This is a genomic window from Micromonospora sp. WMMD730 (assembly GCF_049178955.1).
Taxonomy (GTDB): domain Bacteria; phylum Actinomycetota; class Actinomycetes; order Mycobacteriales; family Micromonosporaceae; genus Micromonospora; species Micromonospora wenchangensis.
Map to the genome: position 1 here is coordinate 1947140 of NZ_JBMHML010000002.1, position 14857 is coordinate 1961996.

Here is a 14857-nt window from a genome sequence, read left to right on the forward strand (position 1 = left end):
CGGTGGGCCGGGCGCCGACCCGGCCCACCCGGTGGCCCGCCGCTACCCGCCCACCGGCCCGCCACCCGCCGTCAGTGCCGGTCGGGCCAGCACCTGCCCCAGCAGCTCGGCCAGCACGGCCAGACCGTCCCGGCTGAGCACCGACTCCGGGTGGAACTGCACCCCGGCGAAGGTCGCCCCGCGCAGCGCGTGCACCGACCCGTCGGCCGGGTCCCGGGCCAGCTCCACCGGCCCGTACGGCGACCCGATCCGGTCGGAGTCCGCCCGCGCGGTGAACGTCGAGTAGAAACCCACCCGGCGCGGCACCCCGAACAGCGACACCTCCCGTTGCAGGCCCTGGTAGGGCGCGGCGCGGCGGTGCAGTGGCAACCCCAGCAGCCCGCTGAGCAGCTGGTGCCCCAGGCACACCGCCAGGGTGGGTGACCCGGCGTCGAGCCGCGTGGTCAGCAGCGTGCGCAGGGCGGCCATCTTCGGGTCGTCGACCGCCCTCGGATCGCCCGGTCCGGGGCCGACCACCACCAGGTCGTACCCGGCGTCGGAGCCGGGGGCGTGCCAGGGCCGCACGTCCACCGTCAGGCCCAGGGCGCGCAACTGGTGGGCGAGCATCCCGGTGAAGGTGTCCTCCCCGTCGACCACCAGCGCCCGCCGGCCGGCCGCCCCGGGCAGCACCGTCGCGCCGGGGGCGCGCTGGTCGAGCCAGAACCGGGCCAGCGGGGTGTTGCGGGCGGCGAGCACCGCCCGTACCTCGGGGTCGTCGGCCCACCGCACCGGCGGGTACGGCCCCTCGGTCGACGCCTGCGGGCCGAGCCCCAGTGCGGCGAGCACCCCGGCGGCCTTGGTGTGCGTCTCGGCGACCTCACCGGCGGCGGTGGAGTGCCGCACCAGGGTCGCCCCGACGGGCACCCGCAGCCGCCCGGTGGGGGAGATCTCGGCGGTCCGGATCAGGATGGGCGCGTCCAACGTCTGTCGGCCCTGGGTGTCGCGGCCCAGCAGCGCCAGCACCCCGGAGTAGTAGCGCCGGCCGGTCCGTTCGTGCCGGGCGATCACCCGGCAGGCGTTCTGCATCGGGCTGCCGGTCACCGTGGGGGCGAACATGGTCTCCCGCAGCACCTCCCGGACGTCGCGGGTGCCCCGGCCGGCCAGCAGGTACTCGGTGTGCGCCAGGTGCGCCATCTCCTTGAGGTACGGCCCGACGACCTGCCCGCCGTGCTCGGCGACGCCGGCCATCATCTTCAGCTCCTCGTCGAGGACCATGTACAGCTCCTCGACCTCCTTCGGGTCGTGCAGGAACCGCAGCAGCGCGTCCCGCCCGGCGGTGGCCCCGGTGTGCCGGAAGGTGCCGCTGATCGGGTTCATCATGACCAGCCCGTCGTCGACGCTGACGTGCCGTTCCGGGCTCGCGCCGACAAGCGTCCGGGTGCCGGTGTGCACCAGGAACGTCCAGTACGCGCCCCGCTCGTCGCGCAGCAACCGGCCCAGCGCCGCCAGCGCGGCGCCCAACGGGCTGCCCTGCACGGTGGCGTACAGGGTGCGGTGGATGACGAAGTTCGCCCCCGCACCCCGACCGATCTCCTCGGCCAGCACCCGGTCGACGATCCGGGCGTACTCGTCGTCGTCGACGTCGAACGCGGCGTCGGCGCAGACCACCGGCCCGGCCGGGAGGGCGGCGAGCAGGTCGGCCAGGGGCAGCGTGGCGTGCCCGGTGACGGTCAGGTACTCCATCGGGACGCCGTCGTCCACGCAGGCGAAGCCCCGTTCGGCGATCTGCCGGTACGGCACCAGCGCCAGCGTGCGGGGGCCCGCAGCGTCGTCGGGCAGCGGCAGGTCGGCGAGCCGGTCGGCGACGTCGACCGGGCCGGTGAACAGGTCGACGTGGTCGACGCCGTCGCGGCGCAGCAGCGCGAACGGGCCCGGGTCGACGCCGTCGGCGACGGCGGCGAGCAGGTCGTAGAGGTGGTTCATCGGGTTTCTCCTCCGGGTCGGGTCGCCTCGTCGTCGGGCGGCCCCGGGTGCCGGGGGAGGACCGGCGGCCGCCTCGTGGGGCGGCCGCGTGGATAGCTACGCGCGGGGGATGGCCGCCGGGTCGGCGGGCCACCAGCAGGTCAGGTGCGCGGGCATACCGACACCCTAGGCGGCGGACGGGCGGCAGGGAAGGGCGTTCCCGTCCGCGCCGCCGGGTAGCGTGACCCGCGATGAACATTCTCGCTCTCGACCTGGGCACCTCCTCGGTCCGTGGTCTGGTGCTCGACGCCGACGCCGACCCGCTGCCGGGAGCGTTGGCCCGCCGCCGGGTGCACCTGACCGTGGCCGGGGACGGCACCGGCACCCTGGACGCCGCCGGCTACCTCGCCGGCCTCACCGAGTGCCTCGACGAGCTGGCCGCCGCCGGTCACCTGCGCGACGTCGGGCTGGTCGCGGTCTGCGCGCAGTGGCACTCGGTGCTGCCCCTGGACCGCTCCGGTGACCCGCTCGGCCCGGTGCTGACCTGGTTGGACACCCGGGCCGCACCGCCGTCGGGGGCGTCCGGTCCGGCCGACCCACAGGAGTTCCACGCGCGGACCGGGGCGTGGTGGCACCGCTGCTACTGGTCGGTGCGGCTGCCCTGGCTGCGGGACCGTACGGCCGGGGTGACCCGGTTCGCCGGCCTGGTCGAGTACGTCCTCGGTCGACTGCTCGACGACGCGCCCATGTCGGTGTCCATGGCCTCCGGCACCGGCCTGCTCGACCTGAGCCGGCTGGCCTGGGACGACGAGGCCGTCGCGGTGGCCGGGGTCCGGCCGGGTGAGCTGCCGGAGCTGGCCCCGATGGACTGGCAGGGCCGGCTGCGGGCCGAGCACGCCCGCCGGTGGCCGCAGCTCGCCGGGGCGCGCTGGGCCGCCCCGGTCGGCGACGGGGCCGCCTCCAACGTCGGCTCGGGCTGCGTCGACCCCCGCCGGGCGGCGGTCACGGTCGGCACCTCGGCCGCCGTACGCCTGGTCCAGCGGGTTCCGGCGGGGTCGCCGCTGCCAGCCCTGCCGGCCTCGCTGTGGCGTTACCGGGTGGACCACGAGTACGTGGTGACCGGGGCGGCCTACTCCAGCGGCGGGAACCTGTTCGCCTGGGCCGACCGGGAGCTGCGGCTGCCGCAGGGGCCCGATCTCGACGCCGCGCTGGCCCGGATCGCACCGGACGGCGTACTGCCGGCCAACCCCCGCCTCGGCGGGGACCGGCCCCCCGGCCTGGCCCCGGCCGGCTCGGGTGAGCTGCGCGGGCTCAGCTTCTCCAGCACCGGGGTGGACATCCTCGCCGGGCTGATGACCGGGCTGTGCCGGATGGTCGCCGACGACCTCGCCGTGCTGGAGTCCGGTGTCGACGCACCCGTCGAGGTGGTGCTCGGCGGGGGAGCGGTGACCGCCTCCGCGTGGTGGCGTACGGCGTTCGCCGCCGCGCTCGCGCCGCGTCCGGTCCGGCACCGCGCCGAGCGGGAGATCGGGGCCACCGGAGCCGCGCTGGTCGCGCTGGGTCGGGTGCCCGACGCGGACCGGCTCGCCGGCACCGGCCGTACGGAGGAGGACCCCTCGCCGACCTCGGCCGTCGGAGCAGGCACCTCCGCCCGGTCGGATGCGCCGTCGACCCGTTGACATGGGCGTCTGGCCTGGTTGGATGGACCCGGCCCCCCGTCGTGGGGACGGGGACCGAGGAGGCGAGACGTGGACGCAGGTCCCGACCCGACACCGAGCGCGGAGTCGCCGGGTCGGAACCGGTTCGACGAGCGGGTCGTGCCGCACCGGCGGCGTTCGCCGTTGCGGCTGCGGGACTGGCGGATGCGCACCAAACTCGCCACCGTCCTGGTCATCCCGTCGGTGGCGTTCCTGGTGCTGGCCGGGGTGCAGACCGCGGGGCTGGTGGGACGCACCACGGCGCTCAACGACTTCGCCCGGCAGGTCGGCATCGGGCAGCAGATCACCACGGCGGTGGACCGGCTCCAGCAGGAACGCGACCGTACCGCCGGTGAGCTGGCCGCGCTGAGACGGGCGGGCAGCGCCGCCGACCGGGACGCGGCGCTGGTCGCGCTCCGGCCGCTGCACGCCGCCACCGACACGGCCTTCGGGGCGTTGCGCGAGGCGGCCGGGCCGCTGGCCGACTCCGACGCCGCCTGGCAGGTCGCCTACGCCGAGGCGGTGGAGGCGTACGACCAGGTGGTCTACATCCGTTCGGCGGTGCCGCCGGCGGTGCTGAGCAGCGACACCATCCTGGGCAACTACCACCGGGCGGTGGAGGCGCTGCTCGGCCTGCTCGCCGAGCCGAGCCCGGGGCCGGACCGTCCGGAGTTGACCGACGCGGTGCTGCGCTACGTGCAGCTGGCCCGGGTCAAGGAGCTGTCCGCACGGATCAGGGGCCAGTTGTACGCCGCCTCCCGGGCCGGCCGCTACGGCCTGGAGGACCAGGTCAACCTCGCCGACCTGCGGGCGCAGCAGCTCGCCGCGCTGGGCGCGTTCCGGGTGGCCGCGACGACCGCCCAGATCCAGGCGTACGACCGGACCTCGCGGACGGGGGCGTTCGTGGACGCCACCCGGCTGGAGGAGCGGAGTATCAGCACCAGCGGCACCGCCCTGCCCGCGGTGCTGCCCGCCAACCAGTGGTGGACGGCCAGCGAGCAGCGGCAGGAGCTGCTGCGACAGCTGGAGGAACGGGTGCTCGACGACGCGGTGGCCCGGGCCGATGAGGTCAGCGGCGCCCAGTTGCGCACCACCCTGCTGGTGCTGGGCGGCATCGTGGTGGTGCTGGCCCTGGCGGTGCTGCTGGCCGTCCTGGTCGGCCGGTCGATCGCGAACTCGATGCAACGGCTGCGGGACCAGGCGTTGCGGATCGCCCAGGTGGAGTTGCCGCACGCCCTGAAGCGGCTGCGCGCGGTCGACGGCGGGGTGCCGGCGATCGACGTGCCGCCGGCCGTGGTCCGCTCGCTGGACGAGATCGGCGAGCTGGCCGAGGCGTTCGTGGCGGTGCACCGCAGCGCGGTCAGCGTCGCGGTGGAGCAGGCGGAGACCCGCCGGACGGTCAACGCGATGTTCGTCAACCTGGCCCGGCGCAGCCAGGTGCTGGTGGAGCGGCAACTGGAGCTGCTGGACGACCTGGAACGGGAGGAGGCCGACCCGGACCAGTTGGAGAACCTGTTCAAGCTGGACCACCTGGCCGCCCGGATGCGCCGTAACGACGAGAGCCTGCTGGTGCTCGCCGGCACCGAGTCGACCCGCCGGTGGAACCGGCCGGTGCGGTTGGGTGCGGTGCTGCTCGCGGCCAGCGCCGAGATCGAGCAGTACCAGCGGGTCCGCCACGAGTCGGTCGCCGACCTCTACGTGGTGGGGCACGCCGTCGGGGAGCTGGTGCACCTGGTGGCGGAGCTGCTGGAGAACGCGACGGCCTTCTCCCGGCCGGACACCCTGGTCCGGGTGACCGCGTGGGCCGAGGGCGGCGGGGCGGTGGTGGACATCGCCGACGCCGGCCTCGGCATGAGTCCGACGGCGTTGGCACAGGCCAACGCGGTGTTGGCGGAGCCGCCGGTGGCCGACGTGGCGGCGGTCGAGCGGATGGGTCACTTCGTGGTCAGCCACCTGGCCGCCCGGCACGGCGTCGGCGTGCGGCTGGTCGCGCAGGGGCAGGGGCTGGTCGCCCGGTTGACCCTGCCGGCGGCCCTGCTCGCCCCGGCGCCGGAGCTGGACGGGTCACCGCCGCACGCGTCCGCCGGGCCGCGGGCGCTGGCCCCGGTCGCCCCCGCCGTCCTGCCGGCCCGTCCGGCCGTGGGGTCGCCGTCCGGTCCGGTCGGGCCACCCTCGCGTCCGGCGCAGTGGCCCGGTCCCGGCGGGGTGGCCCCGGCGGAGCTGCCGGTGGCGGGCCGTCGCCCGGTTTCGTCGCCGCCGAACCAGCTCCCGGCCCGGGTCGTGGACGTGCGGACACCGGCTCCCCCGGCCGACGGCGGCTGGTGGTCCCGGCAGGGCCCGGCCCCGTCGTCGCCGGCCACCCTGGGCGGGGGCACCCCGGCGCCGCCGCTGGTCCCGGTCACCGGGGGCACCAACGACCGGGGGCTGCCGGTGCGGGTGCCGATGGCCCAGCTGACCGCGGTGACCGAGCCCGCCCGGCCGCCGTCGGCCCGGGTCCGCGAGGACCTGGACCCGGAGGCGGTGGGCGGGATGCTGTCCCGGCTCTACAGCGGCGTGCGCCGTGCCGAGGCCGAGGAGACCACCGAGTTAATCTTGCCGCCGGGTGTGCGCAGCGAAGGGGGACGACAGTGATGACACTGAGCCAGGAGGCGCGTGACCTGAACTGGTTGGTCAACGCGTTCGCCGAGCGGGTGCCCGGGGTGGCGCACGCGGTGGTGGTCTCCTCGGACGGTCTGCTGGTGGCGATCTCGGCGCAGTTGCCCCGCGACCACGCGGACAAGTTGGCCGCCGTGACGTCGGGGCTGATGAGCATCACCGCGGGCGCGGCCCAGATGTTCGACGGGGACGTGGTCAAGCAGACCGTGGTCGAGATGGGCCGGGGCTACTTCCTGGTGATGCAGATCCGGGACGGGTCGATCCTGGCCACCCTGGCCGGCGCGGACGCGGACATCGGCGTGGTGGGCTACGAGATGGCCCGGCTGGCCAAGCAGGCCGGCGAGATGCTGACCCCGGCGTTGCGCGCGGAACTCCAGCAGGCGTTGCCCCGCTGACCGGCCTCTGGTCGGCTGCCGGGCCTCTGGTCGGCTGCCGGGCCGGACCGCCCCCACGCGGTCCGGCCGTGCCGGTGCTGCTCCGGTCCCTGCGCCCGACCTACAGGCCGTTGTCCCGGATGACCTGGCGGTACCAGTGGGCGCTGCGCTTGAGGACACGCCGCTGGGTCGGATAGTCCACGTAGACCAGTCCCCAGCGCTGGTCGTAGCCCTCGGCCCACTCGAAGTTGTCGAGCAGCGACCAGACGTGGTAGCTCTCCAGCGGCACGCCGTCGGCGATGGCCCGGTGGGCGGCGGTGAAGTGGTCACGCAGGAAGGCGATCCGGCCGGCGTCGTCGACGGTGCCGTCCGGGCCGAGCGTGTCCGGGCAGGGCAGACCGTTCTCGGTGACGGTGATCGGGACCGGCCCGTAGTCGCGGGTGACCCGGGTCAGGATGTCGTACATGCCCTGCGGGTAGATCTGCTGCCAGTCCGCCTCGCTGGTGGGCCAGCGGGTGACGGTGTTGCCGTTGCCGGTCAGGTAGAGCGGGGTGTAGTACTGCACGGCGAGCAGGTCGATCGGGCTGGCGATGGTCGCCAGGTCGCCGTCGCGGATGCCCTTGGCCATCCGGCTGTCCGGGCCGAGGTCGGCCAGTACGTCGGCCGGGTAGGCACCGGTGAGGATGGAGTCCAGGTAGAGCCGGTTCTCGTACCCGTCGTGCAGCGTGGCGGCCGCGGCGGCGGCCGGGCTGTCGTCGGCGGGGTAGCACGGGTGCAGGTTCAGCGCCGGGCCGATCCGGGTGTCGAAGCCGGTGGCCCGCAGCGCGCGGACGGCGAGGCCGTGGGCGAGCTGGAGGTGGTGGGCGACGAGGTAGGCGGCGTCGGCGTCCTGCCGGCCGGGGGCGTGGTGTCCCCAGAGGTAGCCGTTCTGCACCACGGTCTTCGGCTCGTTGATGGTCAACCACACCGGCACCTGGTCGCCGATGCCCCGGAAGACCGCGTCGGCGTAGTCGGCGAACCGGTGGGCGGTGTCCCGGTTCTCCCAGCCGCCGTCGTCCTGCAACGCCTGCGGCAGGTCCCAGTGGAACAGGGTGACCATCGGGGCGATGCCGCGTTCGTGCAGGCCGCCGATGATCCGCTTGTAGAAGTCGAGCCCGCGCTGGTTGGGCTTGCCGGTGCCGTCGGCCTGGATCCGGGGCCAGGAGATGGAGAACCGGTAGCTGCGCAGCCCGAGGTCGCGCATCAGGTCGAGGTCGTCGGCCCAGCGGTGGTAGTGGTCGGCGGCCACGTCCCCGGTGTCGCCGTTGCGGGTGCGACCGGGGGTGTGGCTGAAGGTGTCCCAGACCGATTCGCCCCGGCCGTCCTCCTTGGCGGCGCCCTCGATCTGGTACGCCGAGGTGGCGGCGCCCCAGCCGAAGTCGTGGGGGAAACGCACCCGTTCCGCGGTGGGGTCGGCGGTCGGGTCGCCACCCTTCGGCGCGTCGCAGCCGGCGGCCAGCACGCCGGTGGCCGCGGCCAGGCCGGCGCCAGTGGCGGCGGAGAGCCCGGCGCCGGCGGTGGCGGTGGCGGAGAGCGCGGCGCGGCGCAGCAGGCGTCGCCGGGTGAGTATCGACATGGATGTTTCTCCTCAGGGTGCGGGCCACCCCGACGGCCGGGAGCGCTCCCAGCGCGGGCGTACGACGGCCCGGCCGCCTCGGGGCGGACCGCCAGCCTAGAGGGCCGCGCGTGGGCGGCCGGGATGGGGAATGGCGAGTGTGACGGGCGCCGTCGAGGGACGGTCGGCCGATCTGTCGAGGGGCAGATAGCGATCGAGGCCGGCCGGGCGGCGCGCACGCCTGACCCGTCGGCCTCTTTTCCCGTCGAGTACGGGGGTTTAGTGTGGGGACGGGGGAGGGCAACCCCCGTCCCCACCTGTGTTGCACACACGCACGCTCGAATTGGCGTCCGGCCGTGCGTGTCGCGCGGGAGCCGGGCCACGCGAGTGGCTCTGGTTCCACCTCCCTCCGTGATGGTGGGGTGTTGGCTGGCGACGGTGTCCGGGCTGGCCCGTCGTCAGCCGTTCGGGCTGAACCCCGTGGTCGGGCGACCACGGTTGTGACCTTCACTTGTTGCATCTCCGTCGATGGAAGCGCTCCCATCGGCGATGCTGCGACTGTAACGCCCGTCACGGCTTTGTGAAAGCCCCTAAACGAGATCGAAACATCGACCTGCGTTTCGACAGAGGTAGTTGTCGTGGGAGCGCTTCCATGGCACACTGTCGAATCAACGCAGCGGAGCCAGACACGCGCGAGTGATGGGTCGCCGAGGGCATCCGGGTCTCCCGGACGGCACCCGAAGGAACGGCACGACGGCCTGAGCCGTACCCCGTCCCTGCCCCGGCCCACCGGCCGGACCGACCACCATTCCGGCACCTCCGTCCCCCCGCGCACCCCTGTAGCAGCGCGTGGAGGTGCCCCCGCCGGGGCCCGCAGCCCCGGCCCGGTCCGAGGAGACACCGCGCACATGAGACTCATGGCAAGACGTCGCCGCACGGCGATGCTCGCCGCCACCGCACTCGCCATCGGCGGGGTGGGCCTGCCGGCCAGCGCGGCCCAGGCCGCGCCGGCCTGCGACGTGGTCTACGCCACCAACGACTGGGGCAGCGGCTTCACCGCGAACGTCACCATCAAGAACCTGGGCGACGCGCTCAGCAGCTGGTCGCTCAAGTGGACCTTCCCGAACAGCAGCCAGCGGGTCACCCAGGGCTGGTCGGCGAAGTGGAGCCAGAGCGGCAGCGAGGTCACCGCGACCAACGAGTCCTACAACGGCAACATCGCGACCGGCGGCTCCACCACCATCGGGTTCAACGGCTCCTACTCGGGCAGCAACCCGAAGCCGACGTCGTTCACCCTCAACGGCACCCCGTGCAACGGCACCCCGGCCAACCAGCCGCCGACGGTCTCCCTCGGCGTGCCCACCGGGCCGTTCACCGCGCCGGCCGACGTGCCGCTGACCGCCACCGCCAGCGACCCGGACGGGACGATCAGCAAGGTCGAGTTCTACCGCAACGGCCTGCTGGTCAACACCGACACCTCCGCGCCGTACGCGTACACGCTGACCTCGCTGCCGGCCGGCAGCTACACGGTCCAGGCCAAGGCGTACGACAACGCCAACGGCATCGGCGTGGCGGAGAAGTCGTTCACCGTCAGCCCCGCCACCGGCCCGGCGCTGGTCGCCACGCCCTCCGCGGTGAGCGTCAACGAGGGTGGCAGCAGCACCTTCAACCTCAAGCTCAGCGCCGCGCCCTCGGGCAACGTGCCGGTCACCCTCACCCGTGCCGGTGACACCGACATCACGGTCTCGCCGGCCAGCGTCACGCTGACCCCGAGCAACTGGAGCACCGGGGTCACCGTCACGGTCGCCGCGGCGGAGGACACCGACACCGCCGGTGGCACCGCCACCATCACCGCGGCCGGCACCGGAGTCTCCTCGGTGGTGGTCACCGCCACCGAGATCGACAACGACACCCCCGGTGGGGACAACGCCTACGTCGCGAAGTTCCTCGACCAGTACGGCAAGATCAAGAACTCGGGCTACTTCAGCCCCGAGGGCGTGCCGTACCACTCGATCGAGACGCTGATCGTCGAGGCCCCCGACCACGGCCACGAGACCACCTCCGAGGCGTTCAGCTACTGGCTGTGGCTGGAGGCCTACTACGGCCGGGTGACCCAGAACTGGGCGCCGTTCAACAACGCCTGGACGGTGATGGAGAAGTACATCATCCCGTCGCACGCCGACCAGCCCACCGCGGGCGTCGCCGGCACCCCGCAGTACGCCGCCGAGTACAACCTGCCCAGCCAGTACCCGTCGGCGCTGAACGCGAGCGTCCCGGTCGGCCAGGACCCGCTGCGCTCGGAGCTGCAGTCCACCTACGGCACCGGCGACATCTACGGCATGCACTGGCTGATGGACGTCGACAACACCTACGGCTTCGGTCGCTGCGGTGACGGCACCACCAAGCCGGCGTACATCAACACCTTCCAGCGCGGCACGCAGGAGTCGGTGTGGGAGACCATCCCGCAGCCGTCCTGCGACACCTTCAAGCACGGCGGCCAGTACGGCTACCTCGACCTGTTCGTCAAGGATTCGGGTGCCCCGGCCAAGCAGTGGAAGTACACCAACGCCCCGGACGCCGACGCCCGCGCCGTGCAGGCCGCGTACTGGGCGCTGACCTGGGCCAAGGCGCAGGGCAAGCAGGCCGACGTCGCGGCCACCGTGGCCAAGGCCGCCAAGATGGGCGACTACCTGCGGTACGCGATGTACGACAAGTACTTCAAGAAGATCGGCAACTGCGTCGGGGCCAGCACCTGCCCCGCCGGCACCGGCAAGGACTCGGCGCACTACCTGCTGTCCTGGTACTACGCCTGGGGCGGCGCGTACGACGCCAGCGCGGGCTGGTCCTGGCGGATCGGCTCCAGCCACAGCCACTTCGGTTACCAGAACCCGTTCGCGGCCTGGGCGATGACCAACGTGAACGAGCTCAAGCCGAAGTCCCCGACCGCGGTCGGCGACTGGCAGAAGAGCCTCGACCGGCAGCTGGAGTTCTACACCTGGCTCCAGTCCGCCGAGGGCGGCATCGCCGGTGGCGCCACCAACAGCTGGGACGGTAGCTACGCCCAGCCGCCGGCCGGCACCGCCACCTTCTACGGCATGTACTACGACGTCGACCCGGTCTACAACGACCCGCCGTCGAACCAGTGGTTCGGTATGCAGGTCTGGTCGATGCAGCGCATCGCCGAGCTGTACCTGGAGACCGGCAACACCAAGGCCAAGGCGCTGCTCGACAAGTGGGTGCCGTGGGCGATCGCCAACACCAAGCTGGGCACCAACTGGGCGGTTCCGTCCGAGCTGAAGTGGACGGGCCAGCCCGCCAACTGGAACCCGAGCAGCCCGGCGTCCAACACCGGCCTGCACGTCGAGGTCAGCTCCACGGGCCAGGACGTCGGCGTCACCGGCTCCCTCGCCCGGACCCTGATCGCGTACGCGGCCAAGTCCGGCAACACGCAGGCGAAGACCACCGCCAAGGGTCTGCTGGACGCGCTCTCGGCGGCCAGCGACAGCAAGGGTGTGTCGACGACCGAGACCCGCGGCGACTACAAGCGGTTCGACGACGTCTACAACGCCGCCGACGGCCAGGGCCTCTACGTGCCGCCGGGCTGGACCGGGAAGATGCCGAACGGTGACACCATCGCCGCCGGCAAGAGCTTCCTGGACATCCGGTCGTTCTACAAGAACGACCCGGACTGGCCGAAGGTCGACGCGTACCTCAAGGGCGGCCCCGAGCCGACCTTCAACTACCACCGGTTCTGGGCCCAGTCCGACATCGCCATGGCGTACGCGGACTACGGGATGCTCTTCCCGAACGGGTGAGTTGACCCTGCCGGGTGGGTGGCGCGGCGCCACCCACCCGGAGGCCGACCGGGCCCGGGGGAGCGGACAGCCCGGTCGGCGGGCGGCCTGATTCCCACGGTCAGGCCGGGGGTGGGTCGACCGTCCGGCCGACGCAGCGGAGCGGCCGGCCCACCCCGCCATCCCCCCTTCCCGCCCCGGCGGGAAAGCGGTGAAAAAAGAGCGCGCGCGGGATAACGCGACGCCCTATGACGGAGTACCGTGTTGATCGGAGAGGCCGCTCCCCCCGTGGCGGCCTCTCCTTCAACGTCTGTGCCCCCGGTGCCCCGCACCCCACGTCGGCAACGGGCGGTCCCGGCTCACCCGGGTTGCACCGGGTGCCGCAGCCCCGGATGACCGGCCGGCAGCGACCGGCGGATCACCACCCAGCTCACCGTCAGCGCCGCCGCCACCAGCGGCCAGGTCAACGCCACCCGGGCCACGGTCAACGCGACCACCTGCCCGCCCAGCCACAGCGGCAGGAACACCGCCACCCGCAGCACGTAGGTGGCCGCCCACACCCAGCTGCCCCGCCCGTACGCCCGCAACAGCGCCGGGTCGCGCCGCCACCGCCCCCGCTGCCGCAGCGCCGCCCCGACGACCACGCCGAGCAGCGGCCGGCGTACCACGATGCTCACCATCCAGACCAGCGCGCTGGCGAGGTTCGAGAAGACCTGCACCGCGAAGAAGTCGGCCGCCCGGCCGGTGCGCAGCGCCACCACGGCGGCCAGGCACACGGCCAGCAGCCCGATCAGCACCGCCCGGGGGCGGTCCCCGCGCCGCCACCGCCACAGCGCCACCGCCGTGCCGGCCAGCACCGCCACCGCCACCCCGCCGACGACCGACCGTCCGGTCGCCAGCCAGCCGACGGTGAACGCCACCGGCGGCAGGGTCGCGTCGATCGCGCCACCGCGCCCACCGAGCAGACCGGCCAACGACTCCACCGGGTCCGGTGGCCCGGCGTCTGCGGGCTGCCCGGGCGCTGGCTGCGGGGCCGGCCCGTGCGGTGTCAACGGGGTGCCGTCCGGCGGCTGCCGGGTCGGTCGTCCGTGTTGTGGTGTGCCGGTCACCGTCACCTCCCGTGGTCCCGTGTCAAGGTATCCGGACCGTCCCGGTGGGCCCACGCGCGACGTGCCGCGCGTGCCGCTACGGTGTGCGGGTGCGTGCGACGGCAAGGGGTTGGACCGCGGTCTGGTTGGTCGTGCTGGCATTGGCCCAGACGGCGGCCTTTCTGCTGGTGTGGCGGTTCGCCGTGCACACCGGGACCGGGCAGTGGCTCGACACCGTCGCGTTGACCGGCAACCGGATCGGCCAGGACCGCATCGACGGTCTGGTCAACCGGATCCTCAACGCCATGTCGGTGGTCTCCCTGCTGGCGGCCATGGTGGTGATCTTCTTCATCGCCCTGATCCGGGGCCGCAAGGCGCTCGCCATCTCGGCCACCCTGTTGATCGCCGGGGCGAACGTCACCACCCAGGTGCTCAAGTACGTCATCGACCGGCCCGCGCTCGGCATCGACCCGCAACGCGACGCGGTCGGCAACAGCCTGCCCAGTGGACACACCACCATCGCCGCCTCGGTGGCGCTGGCGCTGATCCTGGTGCTGCCGGCGAAGGTGCGCGTGCTCGGGGCGTTCCTCGGCGCCGCGTACGCCGCGGTCGCCGGGGTGGCCACCCTCTCCGCCGGCTGGCACCGGCCCAGCGACGCGGTCGCCGCCTTCCTGGTGGTCGGGGTGTGGGCGGCGCTGGCCGGCCTGCTGCTGCTGGTGTTCCAGCACGAGCAGGCGCAGGTCGCTCCCGACGACGCCCACAAGGTGGCCGCCAGTGTGCTCGGCATCGGTGGCCTGCTCGCCGTCCTCGGCTGCGGGTTGGCCCTGTCCGGCCTGCTCGACCAGCAGCAGACGCCGGTGGACGAGTTGACCCGCCGCACCCTATTCATCGGGTACGCCGGCAGCGCCGCCGGGATCGCCGGCACCATGGGGGTGGTGGCGGCGCTGGTGCTGCTGTCCGTGCACCGCCTGGTGCCCCGTTGGAAGGGCTGACCGGAGGCCGGGGTCGGCACCTGGTGCCCCTGGCCGGTACGGCGTTCCGTGCCGAGTGCGTCCGGCTGGCGGTGGTCCTGGCCACGCTGACCGACGCGGACCTGGACCGGCCCACCCCGTGCCCGCCCTGGGCGGTCCGGGACCTCGTCGCCCACGTCCGCACGGGTGCCGGACGCCTGGTCGACATGCTCGCCGCGCCCGCGCCGCCGCGCGCCGAGGTGGACGCCGCCGGCTACTTCGGCCCGGCGAAGTTCACCCCGCAGGTCGACGCCGACCGGATCGCCGACGCCCGGCGGGCGGCCCGCGGTCCTGCCACCCCGACCGGGTCCACGGAGGCGGCGGCGACCGCGGCGGCCTTCACCGCCGCCTGGCGGGCGACCGACGCGGCGGTGCGGACGCAGCCGGCTGACCGGGTCGTCCGCACCCGCCACGGTGACCCGATGACGGTGCACGAGTTCCTGGTGACCCGCGTGGTGGAGGTCGGCGTGCACGGGCTCGACCTGGCGGTGGCGCTGCACCGCGGGCCGTGGCTCACCCCCGCCGCCGCGCGGGTCGTCGCCGACCTGTTCACCGGGGGACGACCGGTTCCGGACGGGCTCGGCTGGGACCGCCTCACCCTGATCCGCAAGACCACCGGCCGCGCCCCGCTCACTCCCGCCGAGCAGCGGATCATCACCGCGCACCCCTGGCCCCACCTGTCCCTCACCACCCAGCGCTGACCC

General features: G+C 73.8%; 9 protein-coding genes. 6 read left to right on the top strand and 3 right to left on the bottom strand.

The window, feature by feature from the left end:
* Positions 1 to 42: 42 nt before the first annotated feature.
* On the bottom strand, positions 43 to 1962 hold the full coding sequence (locus ACN265_RS08815; RefSeq protein WP_421406690.1) for an anthranilate synthase family protein: 1920 nt from the start codon (positions 1960 to 1962) through the stop codon (positions 43 to 45).
* 230 nt (positions 1963 to 2192) lie between these two features.
* On the opposite strand from ACN265_RS08815, the gene ACN265_RS08820 reads away from it, so the two are divergent.
* From ACN265_RS08820 to ACN265_RS08830, 3 genes are all read left to right on the top strand, one after another.
* A complete protein-coding gene (locus ACN265_RS08820; RefSeq protein ID WP_420117163.1) occupies positions 2193 to 3620 on the top strand; it encodes an FGGY family carbohydrate kinase in 1428 nt (475 codons plus the stop codon).
* A gap of 69 nt (positions 3621 to 3689) precedes the next feature.
* Positions 3690 to 6269 carry a nitrate- and nitrite sensing domain-containing protein gene (locus ACN265_RS08825; RefSeq protein ID WP_421406691.1) on the top strand — a complete coding sequence of 860 codons (2580 nt, stop codon included), beginning with the start codon at positions 3690 to 3692 and terminating at the stop codon, positions 6267 to 6269.
* A 5-nt stretch (positions 6270 to 6274) separates the two neighbouring features.
* A complete protein-coding gene (locus ACN265_RS08830) occupies positions 6275 to 6688 on the top strand; it encodes a roadblock/LC7 domain-containing protein (protein ID WP_204926246.1) in 414 nt (137 codons plus the stop codon).
* A 100-nt stretch (positions 6689 to 6788) separates the two neighbouring features.
* Here ACN265_RS08830 and ACN265_RS08835 read toward each other — a convergent pair whose 3' ends face one another.
* Positions 6789 to 8282: a GH1 family beta-glucosidase gene (locus tag ACN265_RS08835; RefSeq protein ID WP_420117161.1), complete on the bottom strand. Its 1494-nt coding sequence runs from the start codon at positions 8280 to 8282 to the stop codon at positions 6789 to 6791.
* Between the two features lie 896 nt (positions 8283 to 9178).
* Here ACN265_RS08835 and ACN265_RS08840 point away from each other — a divergent pair.
* A complete protein-coding gene (locus ACN265_RS08840) occupies positions 9179 to 12076 on the top strand; it encodes a glycoside hydrolase family 48 protein (RefSeq protein ID WP_421411433.1) in 2898 nt (965 codons plus the stop codon).
* A 338-nt stretch (positions 12077 to 12414) separates the two neighbouring features.
* Here the strand turns inward: ACN265_RS08840 and ACN265_RS08845 are convergent, their stop codons facing one another.
* Complete coding sequence (locus tag ACN265_RS08845; RefSeq protein ID WP_204926249.1) at positions 12415 to 13020, bottom strand: DUF3159 domain-containing protein; 606 nt, start codon at positions 13018 to 13020, stop codon at positions 12415 to 12417.
* 227 nt (positions 13021 to 13247) lie between these two features.
* Between ACN265_RS08845 and ACN265_RS08850 the strand changes: the two genes are divergently transcribed.
* Together ACN265_RS08850 and ACN265_RS08855 are read left to right on the top strand one after the other, a co-directional pair.
* Positions 13248 to 14135 (top strand): phosphatase PAP2 family protein, encoded by an 888-nt coding sequence (locus ACN265_RS08850; RefSeq protein WP_204926195.1) that lies wholly within the window; start codon positions 13248 to 13250, stop codon positions 14133 to 14135.
* Positions 14123 to 14854, top strand: a complete 732-nt coding sequence (locus tag ACN265_RS08855) for a maleylpyruvate isomerase N-terminal domain-containing protein (RefSeq protein ID WP_421406693.1) — start codon at positions 14123 to 14125, stop codon at positions 14852 to 14854. Before ACN265_RS08850 ends, ACN265_RS08855 begins: the two co-directional genes overlap by 13 nt.
* Positions 14855 to 14857 lie beyond the last annotated feature (3 nt).